The sequence below is a fragment of the Anabaena sphaerica FACHB-251 genome (assembly GCF_014696825.1).
In the GTDB taxonomy this organism is placed as follows: domain Bacteria; phylum Cyanobacteriota; class Cyanobacteriia; order Cyanobacteriales; family Nostocaceae; genus RDYJ01.
Genome location: NZ_JACJQU010000008.1, coordinates 177,820 through 199,010 on the forward strand (window position 1 = coordinate 177,820; position 21,191 = coordinate 199,010).

The window sequence follows — 21,191 nt, forward strand, 5'->3', positions numbered from 1 at the left end:
CCAATGAATACAAAAATCAAACCAGACTGGGCCGGACAAGGTTTACTTTCTCAGTTTGTCAATCTACTGATTAATACCAAACCTATCTACAGTTTGATGAAACAACAAGCTAGACAAGTAATAATTAAAACAGCCGAAAAAAACGGTGTTCCTTGGCGTAAAAATTACGAGAACCTAGAAGCATCAGGAATAAAAGAAAAGCTGACAGAACTTGTTAATCCCAATGTAGTTTATCCAGATTACTACAAAGTTCCTTTTCATGCCTATAGTGAAGGTAATCTTTGCTGGAAAGCAGCTTTTGAAGCCCCCAGTGCTACCTATTCTATGGGACTACGGGTATGGGCAAAAGAGAAAATCACCTGGCAAACTGCACACCACAGATTAAGGTCAAGTTTTCACGAAGTTTTAGGCAATTACGTCACTCAAGATGTGCAAGATATTCTAGACATTGGCTGTTCAGTTGGTATTTCAACTTTAGCAATACACCGCTATTATCAACAAAAACAAAATCATCCAGTTAACACAGTGGGTTTAGATTTATCTCCCTATATGTTGAGTGTTGCTAAACAATTAGATATTGATAATGAAATATCCCAATGGTTACACGTTCAAGCAGAAAATACAGGATTACCTAATGAGTCTTTTGACTTAATAACTCTTCAGTTTGTCACTCATGAACTTCCTGGTTTTGCGAGTAAAGCTATTTTCCAAGAAGCATTACGCTTACTCCGTACTGGTGGTTGTTTTGCTATTGTAGATAATAACCCTAAATCACCTGTAATTCAAAATTTACCTCCTGTACTATTTACACTGATGAAAAGTACAGAACCTTGGTCTGATGAATACTATATGTTTGATATAGAAGGGACTTTACATACTGTAGGTTTTGAGGTACTAACGACCGTTTCTACTGACCCACGACACCGTGCTATAGTCGCTAAAAAACCGACTTTGTAAAAGTTTAGTTAGTGGGGAAAAATTTTTATTTATCCCTACTTTTAGCTTAACTGATTTTAAAAAACTTAGCGTTCTAACCCCATCCTGTAAATCCTTAAATACGGTAAATCCTGATATGGCTACGCCACGCTATCAGACAATTAAACATCAATTAACTTTAAATATAACGTAGTTCATTACATTTCATTACCGCACCCTACTAGCTTAATAAATATTCAATTTTTAGCTTACATCTGAAAACCCAAGCTTTTCATTAATTCCATCAAAGAAACCCCATGCAAGTTAGCCAAATCTGCTAAATATTCAAAGCGATGTGCTTGCAGTTTATCTATCTGTTCACTCAGACGTAATAACTCTCTATACTCCTGATATGTCAGATTTTCTTCGTCTGCTTTAGCTAATAATTGATTGTAATAACTATGAGCATCACAAGAAACATCCTGATTATTTTTTAGTAAGGATTCTGCTTCATCTTTTAGCAATTTAGCAGATTTTCTTTGGGTATGCAAAATAATCACTTGAGATACAAATTTTTCTAAATCAGGCTGGTTTAACTGCTCAACAGCCTTGAGCAATTCTTCTGAAGATAATTGAAGTTCAAGTTTGACTGTTGACATTGTTAAAGTCTCACCAGCTAATTTTTTAAAATCTACCAATAGGCTGATGACAATAAGTATATATGGGAACAAGAATATGTGCAAGTCATCCTTTAAATTAAAACCAATCAAAAGGCATATCCACAGACAAAAAATGTTAATTAAAGTTAAGTTTTTATAACAAATATTAAAGTTTGCTCAGATACTTTAAAATGCTCAAGAGTTAGAGTTAGATCCCCGACTTCTTTAAGAAGTCGGGGATCTGGCATATTTACCCGCAGGTAGTGGATATGAACTTTGACACTCCCACAGACATAACTTATACAGGAATTACGCAACTGGCATATGATTAGGGTGTGTCAGATGTCAAAAATCTCTTTATTGACAGTATTTATGCAGTCTGACGCACCCGACAAGATATGTTTGATGAGACACTTGCGTCAGTCCTATATAGCCAAAAATTCTCTTTACAGGCATCAACCAAACCAGTTAGAAGGTTGACAACCTGGTTGAACTGTTTCACAAAGGTGGTTACTAATCAAATCTGCTTTTGCTTGGATAATTGAAAAAATCCCTTGGTGAATCAAATTTTGTAGATATAATTGCTGTTCTAACGGATTACGAGATAACTTGTGATTTAAAGAGCTATCTTTATGATGTTCAGTTAACAAAATCTGAGTGTCAGAAACCCTGCTATCAAAGCAAGGAAGACGATTGAACACAAAAGAAATTAGCTCTTGACGTAAATCAGGAATTGCAAAAGCCTGTTGATAAGGTTGGTATGGGTATGTATCCAACACACTTTCAATTTCACCGATGACTGATTGCTGTGTTAACTTAACTACGGTTTTCATGATTTATGATCTCCTTTTTAATCTAATTCATGATTTGTGCAACAAAAAATTTATCTCAATAACAATTTGGTAATGATAAGCAGTGATAACCCGTTCCCGTACCATACCCGACACCCCTGATTCAATATTTGATTTTGGCAAAATATCAGAGGATTGATTGCCAATGATACTTGATGGTAATTTATACCTATTTAAAGAATAAATTCTCAAATATGACTCCAGCTACTGCTTAACTACCGATGTTATAGCTATACAAGTCCAATTATTTCAAATTTACGCTATTTAGGTAAAAAAATACATAAAACGCAGCATAAACTATTAGGGATCAATTTTAGCTACCAAAAATCATGTTAATTATGCTTAACGTGATAGTAAAGTTAAACTCACAATATAATTTACATTAGACATCTCCGGTAATTAAATGTGCGTGGTTTGAAACCCTTGTAGAGACGTTCCGGCGGAACGTCTCTAGCATATTTCCGGAGAGGTCTATTACTTCTTATATACCCTGCCCATGGACATAGAAACTCTGCTGAGTTATTAAGTAAAATAACCCAAAACCTCTTGCCTATTGCTTATTGCCTTGTGACAACGGCAATTTTTAACACCCACCTACCCCCCTACTTAGTCTGTTCTGAGTTATGAATACTGGGAGTTAAAGTGTTTGTTAGACAGACCTCTCCAAAAAATCTAAAAAATCTCCATTTTCTGGGAGCAGATGACGCAGTTGATTGTCAATTTCATTAGCAGCAGCTAGTCCCGAAACCATTGCCCCTCCTACCATATTTCCCCCACACCAATCACCACAACAAACCAAGGGTAGGGAAGTATTTGCAGATAAACAAGCTATATCTAAAGGAGTACGAGGAAAGGCATAACGCCAGCGATGTACTTGCATCCAGTCAGGATTTTCAAACCAGGGAAGTGCTAAATTTTGTGCTGCTTTTTGCAACATATAATTGGCTACCGATTGTAAATCTTCGGTTTCTAGATGTTGTTGAGCTAAACCCGCACTACTTTGTAACACAAAATGAGGTTGTTTTGAGTGAGTACGCTTACTACTATCGAATCCAATCCATGCTAAATCTGCATGATCATTAAAAATCAAAGCTTTCCAATCAGGTAAAGGTTGGGAGTTGGGGGAAAATCCCGCCATGACACTAATACAAGGGTGAAACTCGACAGAATGCAACTGATCCAAAAATACAGCATCCAATAAACTTTTACCTAAAGGCGCTAATAAATCCCCTGCTTGGGGTGCAGGAATGGCTACTACGATAGCTTTGGCGTTTAATTGTTCGTTTCTTTCTAGGGTAAGACACCAAGTATTTTCTGGAGTAGGATTAATTTTAATCACGCGCTGATTTAATAAAATCTCTAAACCTGGAGTCAGAAATTTAGCGATCGCACTCATTCCTTCTGGTGCAATATAACGCGGACTCCGTTTTGCTGGTTTAGATATACCCTCACCGGCTGAGAATTCATAAACTATATCTGTCCAAACTTTGATAACTTGCCGATTTTGCCATAAATCCACAAATTTACTCAATAATTCACCCTTGGGCTGCAAATAACAAGCACCATGATCCGCCCAAGTTCCCTGGACACGCCGTGTAGCAACTCTTCCCCCCACACCACGGGATTTTTCCACAACCAAAACCCCATAACCAGCTTGACGTAACCGCTGGGCGCAGACTAAACCAGATATACCCGCACCAATAACAGTAATATCAGTAATATGAGAATTTGACATAGTTTGCAATTCAACCTTGACAATAACTGTTAAAAGCTAATAGTAGAATAGGGTACAGACAAGCTGCACGGAAGGGAGGCTGGGAAATTGGATGAACTAAGGGCGGTATTAGAGTTAGCAACCGAAGAAGAACTACAGGACTTAACAGCAATTCTGTTTAGTCGTAAATTTAATCCCCTAGATTATGTTCACACACCCGAACCCATCGAAGTACAAAGCCAAGATCGTCAAATTTGGCTAGATGCACTAGAAGATCGCTTTCGCTTTTTAGCGGCTGATGGGATAACGGTATTACGCGGACGCACTGACCAAGTAACTTACCGACAAGCATTAATTCAAGTATGTAAGTATCTAAAAATTCCTTATGCTGACGATTTAGCAACCGTTGATTTAGAAGCAGAGGTATTTTTGCATCTTTTAGGAAAGGTCTGGAAAAAGCTGCCAAAACAAGAACAGCAAAAAATCACGACCAAGGTACAAAGTCATTTGTTAACATCAGATATTCAACAACCTTTACCCCTGTCATTACAAAAAGATCCTTTAGGATTAATTTTCAAAGGTGGTAGTGCTTTAGCTGTCACTTCCGTGGTTCAGCCTTATGTACTTAAACAAATTGCCCGTCAATTTGCTATTCATTTAGCTACCTATCAAGTAGCCAAAGAAGCAGCAATTACAGGCACACAAGTGGCAAGCAAACAATTTCAAAGCTATGTCACAGTGCAGATGGCGCGACGGGGTATGACTGTGAATGCAGCCCGTTATAGTGCAGTACGAACAGTGTTTGCTGTTGTTGGACCAATGATGTGGGCTTGGTTTTTTGCGGATTTGGGTTGGAGAGCGATCGCTACTAACTACGGTCGCATTATTCCCACTATTTTCACCTTAGCCCAAATTCGTCTCACCCGTGCAGAAGAATGTTGGGAGCCAGCTTGAACAAAGCTTTTTATCATCCTGAACCTAGTTTGCAACCTGCGTGGAACAGTCTTCAATTTGGGTTGCTGGTCTTCCCCATCAGTCCATTTTTGGGGGCTGTAACGATATCTTTGGCATCATTAATCACTTGGGCAAAAAAATACCGTACTATTAGCCGCCGTCCCCTCCACCAAGGATTTGCAATTTTAAGTTTTTTATTGTTGATAACTACCGGGTTTGCCTCTCATAAACTAGAGGCTTTCCTGGGTTTATTCAACTTACTACCTTATTTTTTCGTATTTGCCGGATTAACGTCCCTAATTCAAACACCCGCCCAATTACGGCAAATTGCTTGGATTATGGTATTTGGTTCTTTACCTGTCGTCATCATTGGTTTTGGGCAATTATTTCTAGGCTGGACTCTCAAGCTACAATTTTTGTGGATTCTCTTAGATTGGACAGTTGCCCCTGGAGGAGAACCAGCAGGACGCATGGCTTCTGTGTTAATGCACGCCAACACCTTAGCCGCTTATTTGGTGACAATTTTTATTTTGGGTTTAGGGTTGTGGTTAGAAAACTATCAAAAACTCAAACAAAAACTCACAGTCAAAAATTCATCCTCACCACTCTCTTACCGCCCCATCATCTTCTTAACAATAGCGGTATTTGCTAATTTTATAGCTTTGATTTTAACCAACTCCCGTAATGGGTGGGTAATAGCTATTGTCACCTGTTTAGCTTATGCTTTTTATCAAGGTTGGCGGCTGATTGTCGCTGGTTTTCTGAGTATTGCCACTAGCATTCTATTAGCAGCTTTTGCACCATCAGCGATCGCTCAATTTTTCCGTCGCTTCGTTCCCTATTTTATCTGGGCGCGGTTAAATGATGATATGTATCCCGATAGACCAGTAGCCTTGATGCGAAAAACCCAGTGGGAATTTGCCTGGAATTTAACTCAACAGCATCCTTTTACTGGTTGGGGTTTACGCAGTTTTAGCGGACTCTACAAAGCCCAAATGGCAACTGACTTAGGTCATCCCCACAACCTATTTTTAATGCTATCTGCGGAAACTGGTTTAGTTACCACTTTGCTATTTTGTGGTTTACTCGCTGGGATTATAATTACTGCTAGTCAAGTGCTGTGGCAATCAAAATCTCTAGAACCAGAAAACAGATTAATCTTTTTTAGTTATCTACTGGCTTTTATCGGTTGGATACTATTTAATACCGTCGATGTTACCACCTTTGATATTCGATTAAGTACCCTGTTTTGGGTATATTTAGCTGCCTTATGTGGCGTAATTTATCAATATAAATCATTGTTGAAAAGGCAATAAGCTCATAAACTTTTGATTTGCATATCACAAAATCCTGTGGGGTAGCGGGTTTCCCGACTTGTAGCCAGTGATGTTGGGCTGGACAGTCCGCCCTAGTTATGCAAGTTAAATGTCCAGCAGCTATGGGTAAGCTGAATGCTTAAAGTACAAGCAATCTGTAAAATAGGTGTGTCCGTAATTAAAACCTTATGCCTAGTACCGCTGATTTTCTGCAATACACCCAATGGTCAGGAATTGCTACGATCTTATTTGCAGTTCTGACAATCTTGGCTTTCATTCTCAAATGGGGCTTCCGTTTTCGGCTGGTTGGTACTACAGGCTTTATGTTAGTGCTGACAGCTGGGTTATTTTCCCTGTCTTTAGTACCTCTAAGTCGGACTGTGATTCCGGGTGCAGTGAAGTACACTTTAGTTTATGACAACGGTTCTAACCTCGCGGTAATTGCCACTAGCCCCAAGATTACCCCTACAGAATTAGAAGCAACTTTGCGCCAAGCTGCTAGTAATCTCTACTCTTATGGTCGCTTAGGAAGTAGGGGAAACAACCAACTGACAATTCGCGCCCGTACCATTATCCACCCAGAACCAGGAATTTCTGCACCAGTTTACTTGGGTGAGGTGAAAAGAACTTTGGCAACTCGTGAAGACACCCAAATGGCAGTAAAACTTTACCTCGACAAATTCGCTCAATTGCCACAACCTACCGCTTAAAAGAGATTTGGGAGTGTGGGGAAATGGGGAGAAGAATCTATTACCTCTTTCTCCATTCCCCAAACGACATAATTTTTTAGTTACTTACAATACAAGAAAGATTATTTTTAGATTAAGATATTAAAACTTCAAAATTTTCACCATGGGCAATAGGTTGATATCGATGTGGCAACAAGAACCCTGAATCATTAGTCTAATTTTATGAAGAAATATCAAGTTTTGACATACTAGTTATTATGCCTAATCAATCTTCTACTCAAACCGCGAGTTCATTATTGACACTGACAGTTGCCCCGGCTCAACTCGTCCGGGGTGCTGGTGTGTTGGGTTCCGCAGCGGTCGAAATTGCCCGGTTGGGAACTCGTCCTTTAATTGTGGCAGGAAACCGCACTCTCAGTATTAGCCAAGAAACTTTACAACCGATTTTCCAAGCGGAACAGTTAGATACTGTCACAGCTTCCTATGGTGCAGATTGCTGTGAAGCTAGTCTGAAAGCGTTACGCAAAGCAGCCAAGGAACATAAGGCAGATGTAATCATTGGTGTGGGTGGTGGTAAGGCACTGGATACAGCTAAGTTAGTCGGCCATCAATTACAATTACCAGTTGTAACAATTCCTACCTCTGCGGCTACCTGTGCGGCGTGGACTGCTTTATCAAATGTCTATTCTGAGTCAGGGGCGTTTTTGTATGATGTAGCGTTGTCTCACTGTCCTGATTTGCTGATTCTGGACTATGATTTGATTAAAACTGCACCTCAACGGACTTTAGTTGCAGGTATTGGGGATGCGATCGCTAAATGGTATGAAGCATCCGTTAGCAGTGGACACTTGCAAGATACGTTAATTATTGCCGCAGTCCAACAAGCGCGAGTTTTACGAGATATCCTGTTACAAAAATCTGCCGCAGCTTTACAATCTCCTGGTAGTGAAGTTTGGCAAGAAGTGGTGGATGCCACAGTATTACTAGCTGGTGTCATTGGTGGGTTAGGTGGCGCACAATGTCGCACTGTGGCCGCCCATGCTGTCCATAATGGTTTAACGCATATTTCTGGACATGGCAGCATTCATGGCGAAAAAGTCGCTTATGGTATTTTAGTACAACTGCGATTAGAAGAAATGCTCCAAGGTAATCAACTTGCAGACGCAGCAAGACAACAATTATTAAAGTTCTATGCAGAGATTGGACTACCCCAAAAACTAGCAGATTTGGGTTTAGGTAATCTTACTTTGGCTGAGTTACAAACAGCCGCAGAAATTACCCTAGCACCTAATTCTGATATTCACCGTTTACCTTTTCCCGTAGTCTTGGAACATTTAATGGCCGCAATGGTTTCTACCACCGCACCACACCAATTAAAAGTTAAAAATGGGTAATTGGTAATTGGGAAGAGGCAAAAGGCAAAAGCAAAAGAAAGATAATATTTCTCCCCTGCTCCCCTGCTCCCCTGCTCCCCTGCTCCCCTGCTCCCCTGCTCCCCTGCTCCCCTGCTCCCCTGCTCCCCAATCACCTATTCCGAGGTTTTAGAATGAGTCTGAGTTGGATTACTCCCGCAGAACGTGTACAAAAATTGCCTCCTTATGTTTTTGCCCGTTTGGATGAACTAAAGGCAAAGGCCAGGGAACAAGGGCTAGATTTAATTGATTTAGGGATGGGAAACCCCGATGGACCCACACCTCAACCGGTGGTAGAAGCTGCCATTGCCGCTTTACAAAATCCCGCTAATCACGGTTATCCACCCTTTGAAGGTACTGCTAATTTTCGTAAGGCAATTACTAAATGGTACAATCGCCGCTATGGTGTCACCCTTGATCCTGATAGCGAGGCTTTACCCCTGCTTGGTTCTAAGGAAGGTTTAGGACATTTAGCGATCGCCTATATCAATCCTGGTGATCTTGTTTTAGTACCATCACCATCCTATCCCGTCCATTTTCGTGGTCCTATCATCGCTGGTGGAGTCATTCACAGTTTAATTCTTAAAGAAGAAAACAACTGGTTAATTGATTTAGCTGCTATTCCCGATGAAGTAGCCAGAAAAGCCAAAATCCTCTATTTCAATTATCCCAGTAACCCCACCGCAGCTACCGCACCCCGTGAATTTTTTGAAGAGATTGTCGCTTTTGCCCGTAAATATGAAATTCTTTTAGTTCATGACTTGTGTTATGCGGAGTTAGCTTTTGATGGTTATCAACCGACTAGCTTGTTAGAAATCCCTGGTGCAAAAGATATCGGCGTAGAATTTCACACCTTATCTAAAACCTATAATATGGCAGGTTGGCGTGTTGGTTTTGTCGTCGGAAATCGTCATGTGATCCAAGGTTTACGAACATTAAAAACTAACTTGGATTATGGCATTTTCTCCGCTTTACAAACAGCAGCAGAAACCGCTTTAGAATTGCCAGATACTTATTTACATGAAGTCCAGCAACGCTACCGTACCCGTCGAGATTTTCTGATTGATGGTTTAGGTAAATTAGGCTGGAATATTCCTAAAACCGAAGCCACAATGTATCTTTGGGTAAAATGTCCAGTGGGAATGGGTTCGACAGATTTCGCCTTGGATGTACTGCAACAAACAGGTGTAGTTGTCACTCCTGGTAATGCCTTTGGTGCTGGTGGTGAAGGATATGTGAGATTTAGTTTAATAGCAGATTGCGATCGCTTGGGTGAAGCTTTACAAAGATTCAAAGAAGCAGGAATTCGCTATCAACCTGAAGCTGTAGTTTCTGTTTAATTAAAGTAGGTTGGGTTAAGCGCAGCGCAACCCAACATCAAATCAAATCAAATTTTTATTATTGTCTGAATCAGGATATCCAGGATTAAAAGATTGACATGATGTGGGTTTAATTTGTAATTTTTAGGATTTTTATTGTCAGAATCAGGATATCCAGGATTTGAGGATTTACAGGATTTTACAATACATTACCCGTTTTATCCCACCAAGTCAACCAAGGTACAGCTTCATCTTCTATTAAACCTAATTACACAAAACGATTGGCGGAAATCAGATTACAATTATCTGCAATTTGAAGATTTAATACAGTTTGTTACATAATTAGGTATTGTTTGGGATTAAGCTATTTAAATTTTCAATTTGCGAAGGAAGGTTAAATGTTCGTAGAGGTCGAAAAAACAAGAAACAAGGTTTAGATATGGCAAGAAAAGAGCCTTTTAAATGGAAGTTTGGATTTGGTAATGGTGATTGGTCACAAGAGGCTAAAAAAAGATATCCTGATGTACCAACATTACTTGTTTGTTATCAGAAAGGTGATAAAAATGGGAAAAAAAGTAAGGGTTGGGACGATCATCCTATATATTTACCTATGCTAGTTTTACCGAGACAAAAATTTGTGTTTATGTTTAATTATGATGGGGATATAGATCAAGATTTATGATAGGAACAGGCGATCGCTTACTCTCTACTGTGATTCTAGAATAAAGGTTACAGTAATTAGTTTCCTGAACAGTTATCTGTACCTGTAAAAGTTCCAAAAAATTACTGTCTCAATAGGAAATTAATAAACTTGAAAACGATGTGATGTGAAAATATCAAGTTTTTGGTAATATTTATCCTGATAAATCCTTAAATCCTGGATATCCTGATTCAGACAAAAAAGCTATAATACAGTATTAGTAACTTTGCTGCCTGATATTGTGATAAATAAATGATCACCCCTACAACTACAATTCCTCACCTCATTGCTGAAGGTTTTCATGCCCTATCTGACCCCATTAGAATTAGTGTGATAGAATTACTGCTGCAACGAGAACTCTGTGTGTGTGATTTATGTGATATTTTAGAAATAAATCAATCCAAACTATCATTTCATCTCAAAAATCTGAAAGAAGCCAACTTAGTAAATACCCGTCAAGAAGGACGCTGGATTTATTACAGTTTGAATTTAACCCAATTTCAGATTTTAGAAGAGTATTTAGCCAATATCCGCCGTAATTCTGTATTTTCTCCTCCCCGTTCTTGTTGTGAATAAAGAATACAGGGCAGAATCAGTCAGTAACTTGGTAATTAACCGCATATTATCAGTCTTTTTCAGTCTACCCATCAACTTTTTTTGATTAATTTTTGTATATTATGCTATTCTGTACCTTGACATATCAATTTTTTTTGAAATGATGATTGTATAGTTTGTTTAGCAACCATACAGGTTAGATCAATGAGAGCCAAGGCGCAAAAATTAGTCCTAGCAGTGGGAATATTAGCGATCGCCAACAGTTGTACCAGTACATCTGACAATTCCAGCAAAATTCAGCAGTCATCACAAACTGCAAAAGCTGCTACTTCCCAGACTGTATCCACCATTAAAATTGATGGTTCAAGTACAGTATATCCCATTACCCAAGCCATAGCAAAAGAATTTACAGCCAACACCAAAAACAACACCCAAGTACAAGTAAACATTTCCGGTACTGGGGGAGGGTTTGAAAAATTCTGCACAGGGAAAATAGAAATAAATAATGCCTCACGGCCAATTTCTCAAAAAGAGATGGCAGAGTGTAACAAAAATGGAGTCAAATACATAGAATTACCTATTGCCTTCGATGCCTTAACCATTGCCGTACATCCGCAAAATGACTGGGCAAAAGATATTACAGTAGCAGAATTAAAAAAAATGTGGGAAGCTGCGGCCGAAGGAAAAATTACCAAATGGAATCAAATACGTAGTTCTTGGCCAGATCGTCCCCTGAATTTATACGGTGCTGGTAAAAAATCTGGTACATTTGACTACTTTACAGAAGCAATCCTTGGCAAAGAAACAACCAGCCGCAACGACTACACAGCCAGCGAAGATGACGATGTTTTAGTAGAAGGCATCAACAAAGATCCCAACGCCTTGGGTTATTTTGGTTACGCTTACTATGACAAAAACCAAGACAAATTAAAAGTCGTAGCTATTAACAACGGTAAAGGGGCAATTTTACCATCACAAGAAACAGTAGCAAAATCCAAGTATCAACCACTATCTCGACCTTTATTTATATATGTGAATTTGTGGTCTAGTCAAAACCGAGGAGAGATTTATAAATTTATAGATTTCTATTTACAAAAAGCACCAACAATAGTGAATTCTGTGGGTTCTGTACCCTTACCAGAGGAAGCCTACAAAATTGATTATGTGCATTTACACAACGGTAAAGCCGGAACAGTATTTGCAGGTAAATCACAATTCGATTTAACCATCGGGGAATTATTGCGTAAACAAAAGGAATTTTAACATGGCAATTCGTGTAGGAATTAATGGCTTTGGCCGCATGGGACGTTTAGCACTTCGCGCCGCTTGGGATTGGCCAGAAATAGAATTTGTACATATAAATGAGCTTAAAGGTGGTGCAGTAACAGCAGCGCATTTACTTAAATTTGATTCCGTACATGGACGCTGGAAAAATGAAGTTGAAGCGGTAGAAAACCGAGTAGTTATTGATAATAAACCCCTAACTTTTAGTGAATATTCCCAACCCGGTGAAGTTCCTTGGGAAGAATTTGGAGTTGATATTGTTTTGGAATGTTCGGGAAAATTTAGAAGTCCAGAAACTCTTAACCCTTATTTTAAAAGAGGTGTGCAAAAAGTAATTGTTGCCGCACCTGTAAAAGAAGGGGCGTTAAATATTGTCATGGGGGTAAATGATCATCTTTATGAATCTGATCAACATCATCTTTTAACCGCCGCTTCTTGCACTACCAACTGTTTAGCACCAGTAGTCAAAGTAATTCATGAAGGCTTAGGAATTAAGCACGGAATTATCACCACAATTCACGATAATACTAACACTCAAACCATAGTAGATGCACCTCATAAAGATTTGCGTCGGGCTAGGGCAACAAATCTTTCATTAATTCCTACATCCACTGGTTCAGCTACAGCCATCGGTTTAATTTACCCAGAATTAAATGGTAAGTTAAATGGTTTAGCCGTGCGTGTTCCTTTATTGAATGCCTCCTTAACAGATTGTGTTTTTGAAGTTGTCAGACCCACAACCATAGCAGAAATTAATGGTTTATTAAAAGCAGCTTCGGAACAAGAACCATTAAAGGGAATTTTAGGTTATGAAGAACGTCCTTTAGTATCAATTGACTATAAAGATGATCCTCGTTCTTCAATTATTGATGCCCTTTCGACAATGGTTGTTGATGAAACTCAAGTTAAAATTCTGGCTTGGTATGACAATGAATGGGGTTATGCAAACCGGATGGCAGAATTAGCTAGAAAAGTGGCTTTAAGTTTACGGAAATAATGGTTTTTAAAGGGTAGGTTTCCTACCCTAAACTTTTTTTTCTCGAACAAAAACACAGAAATAATTAGAGTTTGGAAAAATTGGATTTTTTATCATGGCTTCTACTACTGGTTCGGGTAGAAATTTAAGAGATTATGCTTTAGTTACCCTGGCTTATTGGGGTTTTACTGTTACTGATGGTGCGTTGCGAATGTTGGTTTTATTGTACTTCAATAAAATCGGTTACACGCCTTTACAAATTGCGTCTTTATTTTTGTTTTATGAGGTTTTTGGGATTGTTACTAATTTTTTGGGCGGTTGGATAGGTTCGCAGTTTGGATTAAAAGTTACTCTTTATAGTGGTATTGGTTTACAGGTTCTTTCCTTAGTAATGTTGTCTTTTTTAAATCCTGAGTGGGTGCAGTGGGTTGCGGTTTTTTATGTGATGGTAGCACAGGCATTTTCAGGAATTGCTAAAGATTTAACTAAAATGAGTTCTAAAAGTGCCATCCGTTTAGTCGTTCCTCAAGATGCACAGTCTTCTTTGTTTAAATGGGTGGCAGTTTTAACAGGGTCTAAAAATGCTTTAAAAGGCGTTGGTTTTTTTGTTGGTAGTGCTTTATTATCTTTAGTTGGCTTTGTCAATGCTTTGTTAATTATGGCAGGTGGACTATTTTTAATTATGTTCACTGGCTTAATGTTACCCAAAGGAATGGGTAAAATTAAAAAGAAAGTTAAATTTAGTCAACTGTTTTCTAAAAGTCAGGAAATTAATATTTTATCTGCGGCTAGGTTCTTTTTATTTGGTTCGCGGGATGTGTGGTTTGTGGTGGGTTTACCTGTATTTTTACGTGAAGTTTTGGGCTGGTCTTTTTATCAAGTGGGAGGCTTTTTAGCTTGTTGGGTAATTGGCTATGGGGTTGTGCAATTTTTAGCACCTAATTTATTACAGAAATTCGGTTCTGGCCGCCCTCCTGAATCTAAAACTATTCAATTTTGGACATTTACTTTAACTACTGTTCCTTGTGCGATCGCTCTGGCTCTCCAACTCAATTTACCTGCTAATATAGTTATTATTAGTGGACTACTTTTATTTGGTGTGGTATTTGCCTTTAATTCCGCAGTTCATTCTTACCTAGTTTTGGCATTTACTGATGATGATAAAGTAGCCTTAAACGTTGGTTTCTATTATATGGCTAACTCCGGTGGTCGCCTTGCAGGTACAGTATTATCCGGTTTAGTTTATCAGTTATTTGGTTTGGTAGGTTGTTTGTGGACATCAATGTTTTTTGTCCTAGCAGCAGCTTTAGTTTCTCTCAAGTTACCCAACCCCCAACCTAGTAAAAATATTGCTTGGAAAGGTGGAGATGGAGAGTAGAAATTAGGTGACAGGTGACAGGTGACAGATGTTAATTTTCTTGAGTTTGTAATTTTGCTCTCTTTGACTCTTATTTGATTATTGAACAAAACTCAGAATATACGTAAATTCTTCTTACCTATTCCCTATTCCCTACCTCAACGACAAATTAATAAATTAAAGTGGAGGAATATATGAATCTACATCACGGAAAAAATATAACTCCAATAAAAGCTAAAAGCAACCTCAGCTTTTTTGAAAAATACCTCACTGTTTGGGTGTTTATTTGTATCTTAGTAGGAATTGCTTTAGGTCGGATATTTCCAGGTATTGCTGTTGCTTTAGATACTATTAGTATTTATCAAGTTTCTATTCCTATTGCTATTTGTCTATTTTTTATGATGTACCCCATCATGGTGAAAATAGACTTTACCCAAGCTGTAAACGCCCTGCGTGCGCCAAAACCTGTAATTTTGACTTTAGTGATGAATTGGTTAATTAAACCATTCACAATGGTAGCATTTGCCCAATTCTTTTTAGGTTGGTTATTTAAACCATTAATTACAGGTACAGAATTAATTACAGGTGGTGAAGTTGCACTCACTAATTCTTACATTGCTGGGACAATTTTATTAGGAATTGCACCTTGTACCGCAATGGTTTTAATGTGGGGATATCTTTCCTATGGTAATCAAGGTCATACCTTAGTAATGGTAGCTGTAAATTCTCTAGCCATGTTGTTTTTGTATGCACCTTTGGGACGGTGGTTACTAGCAGCAAATGATTTAACAGTACCTTGGCAAACTATTGTTTTATCAGTATTAATATATGTAGGTTTTCCCTTAGTAGCAGGAATGTATAGCCGTTATTGGATATTGAAATATAAAGGTAAACAATGGTTTGAAAACCGATTTTTAAAATATCTCAGTCCTATTGCTATTAGCGCCCTCTTGATTACTTTAGTTTTGCTATTTGCCTTTAAAGGTGAATTAATAGTTAATAATCCCCTGCATATTTTATTAATTGCAGTACCGCTATTTATTCAAACAAATTTCATTTTCTTAATTAGTTATGTAGCAGCATTAAAATTAAATATATCCTATGAAGATGCAGCACCCGCAGCTTTAATTGGTGCTAGTAATCATTTTGAAGTTGCTATTGCAACGGCGGTTATGTTATTTGGTTTAAATTCTGGTGCAGCACTAGCAACGGTGGTAGGGGTTTTAATTGAAGTTCCAGTTATGTTGATGTTAGTGGAATTTTGTAAACGTACAGCAGCATGGTTTCCCAGAGAACCAGAAAAAGCAACATTACGAGATCCACGTTGTATTAATGCTTTTGGTGCTGATAATTAGGGTTTTAAGTTTTGGGTTTAAACGAACCACAGAGGCACAGAGATCACGGAGGAAGGAGATTTTTAGAGATGTTTGAGGTTGGTGTTTTTCAGTGAGAGTTGCAATCACAAATTTTGAGCATCTACCAATGATAAAACTATGAAGAAAGTAATGTTTATCTGTAAACATTACTCCCGTCGTTCCCAAATGGCGGAAGGGTTTGCGAAAACTTTAGGAGAGGGTAAAATTGCTGTTTTTAGTTCTGGTTTAGCATCAAGTGAAGTAGACCCAATCTCTGTACAAGTAATGTCAGAAATAGGCATTGATATTAGTAATCAAAGTTCTAAAGCTTTGAGTGATTTTAATCCTGAAGATTTTTATGCAGTGATTTCTTTATGTGGTTGTGGTGTGAATTTACCAGAAGCTTGGGTGTTAAGAGATGTGTTCGCAGATTGGCAACTTGATTATCCTGAAGGTCATGATATTGACACCTTTCGTCGTGTGCGGGATGAGGTGAAAGAAAGAGTGATTCAGTTAATTACAGATTTGAGTTAAATATTGAAACCCTAATCAAAGAAAAAGCCTTATTACAGCATTTTTCATGTATTTAGACCACACTCTAAATTCATTTCTTTCTTCCTTTACGCCTTTGCTCCTTTGTGCCTTTGCGCGAAACCTGAATCAAGATGTGGTTCATTGACCTGAAAATAGCTGTAACTAAACCAGGTCAATAAGGCTTTTTTTTTAAATGTAATTAATGATCAAATCTTCATCTTCTTTTATTTTCATCATTTTGATTTTGCATTCCTTGTGCAATTTGTTGAACAGTTTCAACTGTTAAATTCAAAGCCTGAGAGATTTGTTCCACCGTCAAATTCAGTGCTAACAATCTAGGTACAGATTCTAATTTTGCTTCCAAGCTGCCTTCTTCTCTCCCTTCTTCTCTGCCTTCTTCTCTCCCTTCCTGATAAACCTTTGTTTGTTTCAAATCACTTAGACTAAACATAGATTCAATCTCCTTGCGACTCATTCTAGGAAACTTATAAACCAAGATGGTTTCTACTAATTCTAATAACTGCCGTTGTTTTTCATTGCTGATTTCTTGCTGAGTTCTGTCGATTAACTCTTTAGCAGTGAGAATTGCTTTGTTTTCATCCTCGATAATTAATTTTATGGTAGCAATACCAATGGGAAAAGATGCACTTTCACCTAATTCATCTAGATAAATTCTGATGATACGCTGACTGGTGAAAAATTCGGTGTAATGTTTGGTATCTCCTGTATCTAGACTACGACTAGGATAAATAACAACCCCCCTCCAAGGATTTTGAGGTTGATATTGCCGTAGGTATAAAAAAAATTCCGAGAATAAACGGAAATAAATTTCTGCATCGGTTTGAAACTGCACTTCCACAAAATAAATCGGGTTTTGTTCATCTTGTGTTGGCAGAAAAACCCGATCTATGCGAAAAGCAGTTTGCTTAATTTCGATAGAAGAAAACGTATAGTCCGCTGCTGTTTGGGGTTGGTTGCCAATTAATTCAAAAAATATACTGGGAAACTATTGAAAAAGGCGATAAAATATGCTGTCAGTTTTCACTTTGGATAAATTGCTGAAATTGACACAGTGAGTATTTTACTTCCTCCCTGTCTACCCCAGTGTTTTTAATATCACATCGTCACAATTTGTACCTTACTAATCAGGATAGTAGGGCAATATCCATCTCTTTTCTGTTCACCATTTCCTATTTCCCATTCCCTGTTTTCTCATTTTGACGGCAAATACGACTTAGAAATTACGGTTCACCCCAATTCGTGAACCTATTAATTCTCATACATTAGTCAGAGTGATAACAGTTCAGTCTATGAACCAACTAAAAAAGACCTTTAAAATTAACCGTCCCACCCCAGGTTCGGGAAACCGCCCTTCATGGACTGACTACACAAGTTCAGTATATATATCAGCATAACTTGCGGTTTCAACCCCAGACAAGCTAAACAATGCTGAACTGACTGCTTTGTGAAATTCAGTTGGTTTAAGATTTAGACCTTTATAATCCCATTCATTTGTAGTTATACGGAGCCAGCACTTAAAATGGCAAAAGTAGTAGGAATTGACTTAGGTACGACTAACTCCTGCGTAGCAGTAATGGAAGGTGGTAAACCCACCGTAATCGCTAATGCAGAAGGTTTTCGGACAACGCCATCAGTGGTGGCATTCGCTAAAAATGGCGATCGCTTGGTTGGTCAAATTGCCAAACGCCAAGCGGTAATGAACCCAGAAAATACCTTTTATTCTGTAAAACGCTTTATCGGTCGTCGTTACGACGAAGTTACCAAAGAAACTACTGAAGTATCTTACAAAGTTCTCAGTAGTGGCGGTAACGTCAAGCTAGATTCACCAGGCGCTGGCAAGCAATTTTCCCCTGAAGAAATTTCTGCCCAAGTCCTCCGCAAACTAGTAGAAGACGCTAGTAAATATCTGGGTGAAACCGTTACCCAAGCAGTCATCACCGTTCCCGCATACTTCAACGACTCCCAACGCCAAGCGACAAAAGACGCTGGTAAAATCGCTGGGATTGAAGTTCTACGGATTATCAACGAACCCACAGCCGCCTCTCTAGCTTATGGTTTCGATAAAAAGAGCAACGAAACCATCCTTGTATTTGACCTTGGTGGTGGTACATTCGACGTATCCGTACTAGAAGTAGGTGATGGCGTATTTGAAGTTCTCGCTACATCTGGTGATACCCACCTTGGTGGTGACGACTTCGATAAAAAAATAGTTGACTTTTTAGCTGAAAAATTCAAAAAAGACGAAGGCATTGATCTACGGAAAGATAAGCAAGCCTTACAACGTCTGACTGAAGCTGCTGAAAAAGCCAAAATTGAGCTTTCTAGCGTTACCCAAGCAGAAATCAACCTGCCATTTATTACAGCTACCCAGGAGGGCCCCAAGCACCTGGATACAACTCTAACTCGTGGCACATTTGAAGAACTCTGCTCTGACTTAATTGACCGTTGCCGCATCCCTGTAGAAAATGCTCTCAGAGATGCCAAGTTAAATAAGAGCAACATTGATGAAGTCGTGTTAGTTGGTGGTTCTACCCGTATTCCCGCAGTCCAAGAGGTAGTGAAGCGGGTGCTAGGTAAAGACCCGAACCAAACTGTTAACCCTGATGAAGTAGTAGCAGTTGGTGCAGCTATTCAAGCGGGCGTTCTCGCTGGTGATGTTACAGGTATCTTGCTGTTAGACGTTTCACCACTTTCCTTGGGTGTAGAAACCTTGGGTGGGGTAATGACCAAGATTATTCCTCGTAACACCACAATTCCTACCAAAAAATCAGAAGTCTTCTCGACTGCTGTGGATGGTCAAACCAACGTAGAAATTCATGTCCTCCAAGGGGAACGGGAATTTTCTAACGATAACAAGAGTTTGGGAACCTTCCGTTTAGATGGTATTCCTCCCGCACCTCGTGGCGTTCCTCAAATTGAAGTTACCTTTGATATTGACGCTAACGGTATCCTCAACGTCACCGCTAAGGACAAAGGTACTGGTAAAGAACAGTCAATCAGCATTACCGGCGCTTCCACCTTGGATAAAAATGACGTTGACCGCATGGTGCGCGAGGCTGAACAAAACGCTTCTAGTGACAAAGAACGCCGTGAGAAGATTGAACGCAAGAACCAAGCTGATTCTTTAGCTTATCAAGCTGAGAAGCAGTTGCAAGAATTAGGTGATAAAGTTCCCGAAGCCGACAAAACCAAAGTTGAAGGTTTGGTGAAAGAACTGCGGGAAGCCGTAGCAAAAGAAGATGATGAGCAAATCAAGAAGCTGACACCAGAATTGCAACAAGCATTGTTTGCAGTAGGTAGCAATATCTATCAACAAGCTGGTGGTGCTGCTGGTGCTGAACCTCAAGAACCTGGTGCTACTCCTCCTTCGGGTGGTGGTGATGATGTGATTGATGCTGATTTCACTGAAAGTAAGTAAGAGGAAGAGGTGACAGGTGACAGGTGACAGGTGACAGGTGACAGTAAGAAAGTTATTACCCCTGCTCCCTGCTCCCTGCTCCCTGCTCTTTCAAACTACTGCAAACTGTGTTTCTCCCTCTTCCTCTGGTTCATAACCGGAGGATAATTTTTCAATTGCCCTATCTATCAAATCTAAACCTTGCTGCACAGTTTCCACTAAACTTAACTGTCCACGCAATTCTGCTGCACCCATGAAACCTTTAGCATACCAAGTCATGTGTTTACGGGCTTGACGTACACCCCGATCACCCTTATATTCCCATAAAGCATATAAATGTTCTCTGGCACATTCCAAGCGTTGTATAGGAGTTGGATACGGTAATAATTCCCCGGTTTTCAGGAAGTGATCAACTTCACCCACCAAAAAGGGATAACCTAAAGTCCCACGAGAACACATCACCCCATCCGCACCAGTTTCTTCCAGACATTTTACTGCTGCTTCGACAGAGAAAATATCCCCATTACCAATAACTGGTATAGAAAGTATTTCTTTTACCTTGGCTATCCATTCCCAACGAGCGTTACCATTGTAACCTTGGGAGCGGGTACGTCCATGCACTGTAATCATTTTTGCCCCTGCATCTTCCATTCTTTTGGCAAAGTCAAGAATGGTAATTTCTTGATCATTCCAACCAATGCGGGTTTTAACTGTAACGGGAACATCAACAGATTTTACCACTTCCCGCACAATAGCTTCTGCTAGTTCCGGTTGTCGTAATAAGGAAGAACCACCACCATTTTTGGTGATTTTATTAACCGGACAACCCATATTAATATCAACAGTATCCGCACCTTCTGCAACTGCTTTTATTGCTGCTTCTGCCAAAAAATCGGGACGACAATCAAATAACTGAATACTTATGGGGCGTTCGTTAGGGTCTACTTCCATAATTATGGGTAACTGCTTAACGTAATGCAACCCTGTCGCATTCACCATTTCCGTATACATCATTGATTCTGGTGCATAACGACGCACTAAGCGACGAAATACCATATCTGTCACCCCCGATAAAGGTGATTGCAAAACCCGGCTTTTTACTTCAAAGGAGCCAATTTTTAGAGGTTGGGAAAGTCTAGATTGGAGAGCGGGGGACAGCGAAAGCATAAAAATAATTCAATAA

Annotated in this window: 19 protein-coding genes; 14 read left to right on the forward strand and 5 right to left on the reverse strand. The window is 39.2% G+C overall.

Going from position 1 to position 21,191, the window contains the following annotated elements; all coding sequences use genetic code 11:
* Positions 1–3 precede the first annotated feature (3 nt).
* The gene (locus H6G06_RS15505; protein WP_190561639.1) at positions 4–957 is read left to right on the forward strand and encodes a class I SAM-dependent methyltransferase; all 954 of its coding nucleotides are present in this window, start codon (positions 4–6) and stop codon (positions 955–957) included.
* 227 nt (positions 958–1,184) lie between these two features.
* Here the strand turns inward: H6G06_RS15505 and H6G06_RS15510 are convergent, their stop codons facing one another.
* The 3 genes from H6G06_RS15510 to H6G06_RS15520 all read right to left on the reverse strand — a co-directional run bounded on the left by H6G06_RS15510 (position 1,185) and on the right by H6G06_RS15520 (position 4,145).
* On the reverse strand, positions 1,185–1,574 hold the full coding sequence (locus H6G06_RS15510; RefSeq protein WP_190561641.1) for an STAS/SEC14 domain-containing protein: 390 nt from the start codon (positions 1,572–1,574) through the stop codon (positions 1,185–1,187).
* Positions 1,575–2,029: 455 nt separating this feature from the next.
* Positions 2,030–2,407 carry a hypothetical protein gene (locus H6G06_RS15515; RefSeq protein ID WP_190561643.1) on the reverse strand — a complete coding sequence of 126 codons (378 nt, stop codon included), beginning with the start codon at positions 2,405–2,407 and terminating at the stop codon, positions 2,030–2,032.
* A gap of 667 nt (positions 2,408–3,074) precedes the next feature.
* Positions 3,075–4,145 carry an FAD-dependent oxidoreductase gene (locus tag H6G06_RS15520; RefSeq protein WP_190561693.1) on the reverse strand — a complete coding sequence of 357 codons (1,071 nt, stop codon included), beginning with the start codon at positions 4,143–4,145 and terminating at the stop codon, positions 3,075–3,077.
* Positions 4,146–4,247: 102 nt separating this feature from the next.
* Here H6G06_RS15520 and H6G06_RS15525 point away from each other — a divergent pair, with 102 nt between their 5' ends.
* The 12 genes from H6G06_RS15525 to arsC all read left to right on the forward strand — a co-directional run bounded on the left by H6G06_RS15525 (position 4,248) and on the right by arsC (position 16,590).
* Positions 4,248–5,093, forward strand: a complete 846-nt coding sequence (locus H6G06_RS15525) for a YaaW family protein (protein ID WP_190561645.1) — start codon at positions 4,248–4,250, stop codon at positions 5,091–5,093.
* Positions 5,075–6,409, forward strand: a complete 1,335-nt coding sequence (locus H6G06_RS15530; RefSeq protein ID WP_190561647.1) for an O-antigen ligase family protein — start codon at positions 5,075–5,077, stop codon at positions 6,407–6,409. The genes H6G06_RS15525 and H6G06_RS15530 overlap by 19 nt, the downstream gene beginning before the upstream one ends.
* Positions 6,410–6,597: 188 nt before the next feature.
* Positions 6,598–7,119 carry a Ycf51 family protein gene (locus H6G06_RS15535; protein ID WP_190561649.1) on the forward strand — a complete coding sequence of 174 codons (522 nt, stop codon included), beginning with the start codon at positions 6,598–6,600 and terminating at the stop codon, positions 7,117–7,119.
* A gap of 236 nt (positions 7,120–7,355) precedes the next feature.
* Positions 7,356–8,492, forward strand: a complete 1,137-nt coding sequence (locus H6G06_RS15540; protein WP_190561651.1) for an iron-containing alcohol dehydrogenase family protein — start codon at positions 7,356–7,358, stop codon at positions 8,490–8,492.
* 152 nt (positions 8,493–8,644) lie between these two features.
* Positions 8,645–9,850: an aspartate aminotransferase gene (locus tag H6G06_RS15545; RefSeq protein WP_190561653.1), complete on the forward strand. Its 1,206-nt coding sequence runs from the start codon at positions 8,645–8,647 to the stop codon at positions 9,848–9,850.
* Between the two features lie 418 nt (positions 9,851–10,268).
* Positions 10,269–10,511: a hypothetical protein gene (locus tag H6G06_RS15550; RefSeq protein WP_242039708.1), complete on the forward strand. Its 243-nt coding sequence runs from the start codon at positions 10,269–10,271 to the stop codon at positions 10,509–10,511.
* A 270-nt stretch (positions 10,512–10,781) separates the two neighbouring features.
* Complete coding sequence (locus tag H6G06_RS15555; protein WP_190561654.1) at positions 10,782–11,105, forward strand: ArsR/SmtB family transcription factor; 324 nt, start codon at positions 10,782–10,784, stop codon at positions 11,103–11,105.
* A gap of 183 nt (positions 11,106–11,288) precedes the next feature.
* Complete coding sequence (locus tag H6G06_RS15560) at positions 11,289–12,347, forward strand: PstS family phosphate ABC transporter substrate-binding protein (protein WP_190561656.1); 1,059 nt, start codon at positions 11,289–11,291, stop codon at positions 12,345–12,347.
* Between the two features lies 1 nt (position 12,348).
* Positions 12,349–13,365 carry an ArsJ-associated glyceraldehyde-3-phosphate dehydrogenase gene (locus tag H6G06_RS15565; protein ID WP_190561658.1) on the forward strand — a complete coding sequence of 339 codons (1,017 nt, stop codon included), beginning with the start codon at positions 12,349–12,351 and terminating at the stop codon, positions 13,363–13,365.
* Positions 13,366–13,459: 94 nt separating this feature from the next.
* Entirely contained in the window at positions 13,460–14,722 is a 1,263-nt protein-coding gene (gene arsJ, locus H6G06_RS15570; RefSeq protein WP_190561660.1) for an organoarsenical effux MFS transporter ArsJ, read from the forward strand.
* A 173-nt stretch (positions 14,723–14,895) separates the two neighbouring features.
* Positions 14,896–16,056 (forward strand): ACR3 family arsenite efflux transporter, encoded by a 1,161-nt coding sequence (gene arsB / locus H6G06_RS15575; protein WP_190561662.1) that lies wholly within the window; start codon positions 14,896–14,898, stop codon positions 16,054–16,056.
* 138 nt (positions 16,057–16,194) lie between these two features.
* Positions 16,195–16,590 (forward strand): arsenate reductase, glutathione/glutaredoxin type, encoded by a 396-nt coding sequence (gene arsC, locus H6G06_RS15580; RefSeq protein WP_190561664.1) that lies wholly within the window; start codon positions 16,195–16,197, stop codon positions 16,588–16,590.
* 214 nt (positions 16,591–16,804) lie between these two features.
* On the opposite strand, the gene H6G06_RS15585 is transcribed toward arsC, so the two are convergent.
* The gene (locus H6G06_RS15585; RefSeq protein ID WP_338422944.1) at positions 16,805–17,587 is read right to left on the reverse strand and encodes an Rpn family recombination-promoting nuclease/putative transposase; all 783 of its coding nucleotides are present in this window, start codon (positions 17,585–17,587) and stop codon (positions 16,805–16,807) included.
* Between the two features lie 543 nt (positions 17,588–18,130).
* On the opposite strand from H6G06_RS15585, the gene dnaK reads away from it, so the two are divergent.
* On the forward strand, positions 18,131–20,029 hold the full coding sequence (dnaK, locus tag H6G06_RS15590; protein WP_190561666.1) for a molecular chaperone DnaK: 1,899 nt from the start codon (positions 18,131–18,133) through the stop codon (positions 20,027–20,029).
* A gap of 90 nt (positions 20,030–20,119) precedes the next feature.
* Here the strand turns inward: dnaK and dusB are convergent, their stop codons facing one another.
* Positions 20,120–21,175 (reverse strand): tRNA dihydrouridine synthase DusB, encoded by a 1,056-nt coding sequence (gene dusB, locus H6G06_RS15595; RefSeq protein WP_190561668.1) that lies wholly within the window; start codon positions 21,173–21,175, stop codon positions 20,120–20,122.
* Positions 21,176–21,191: the final 16 nt, after the last annotated feature.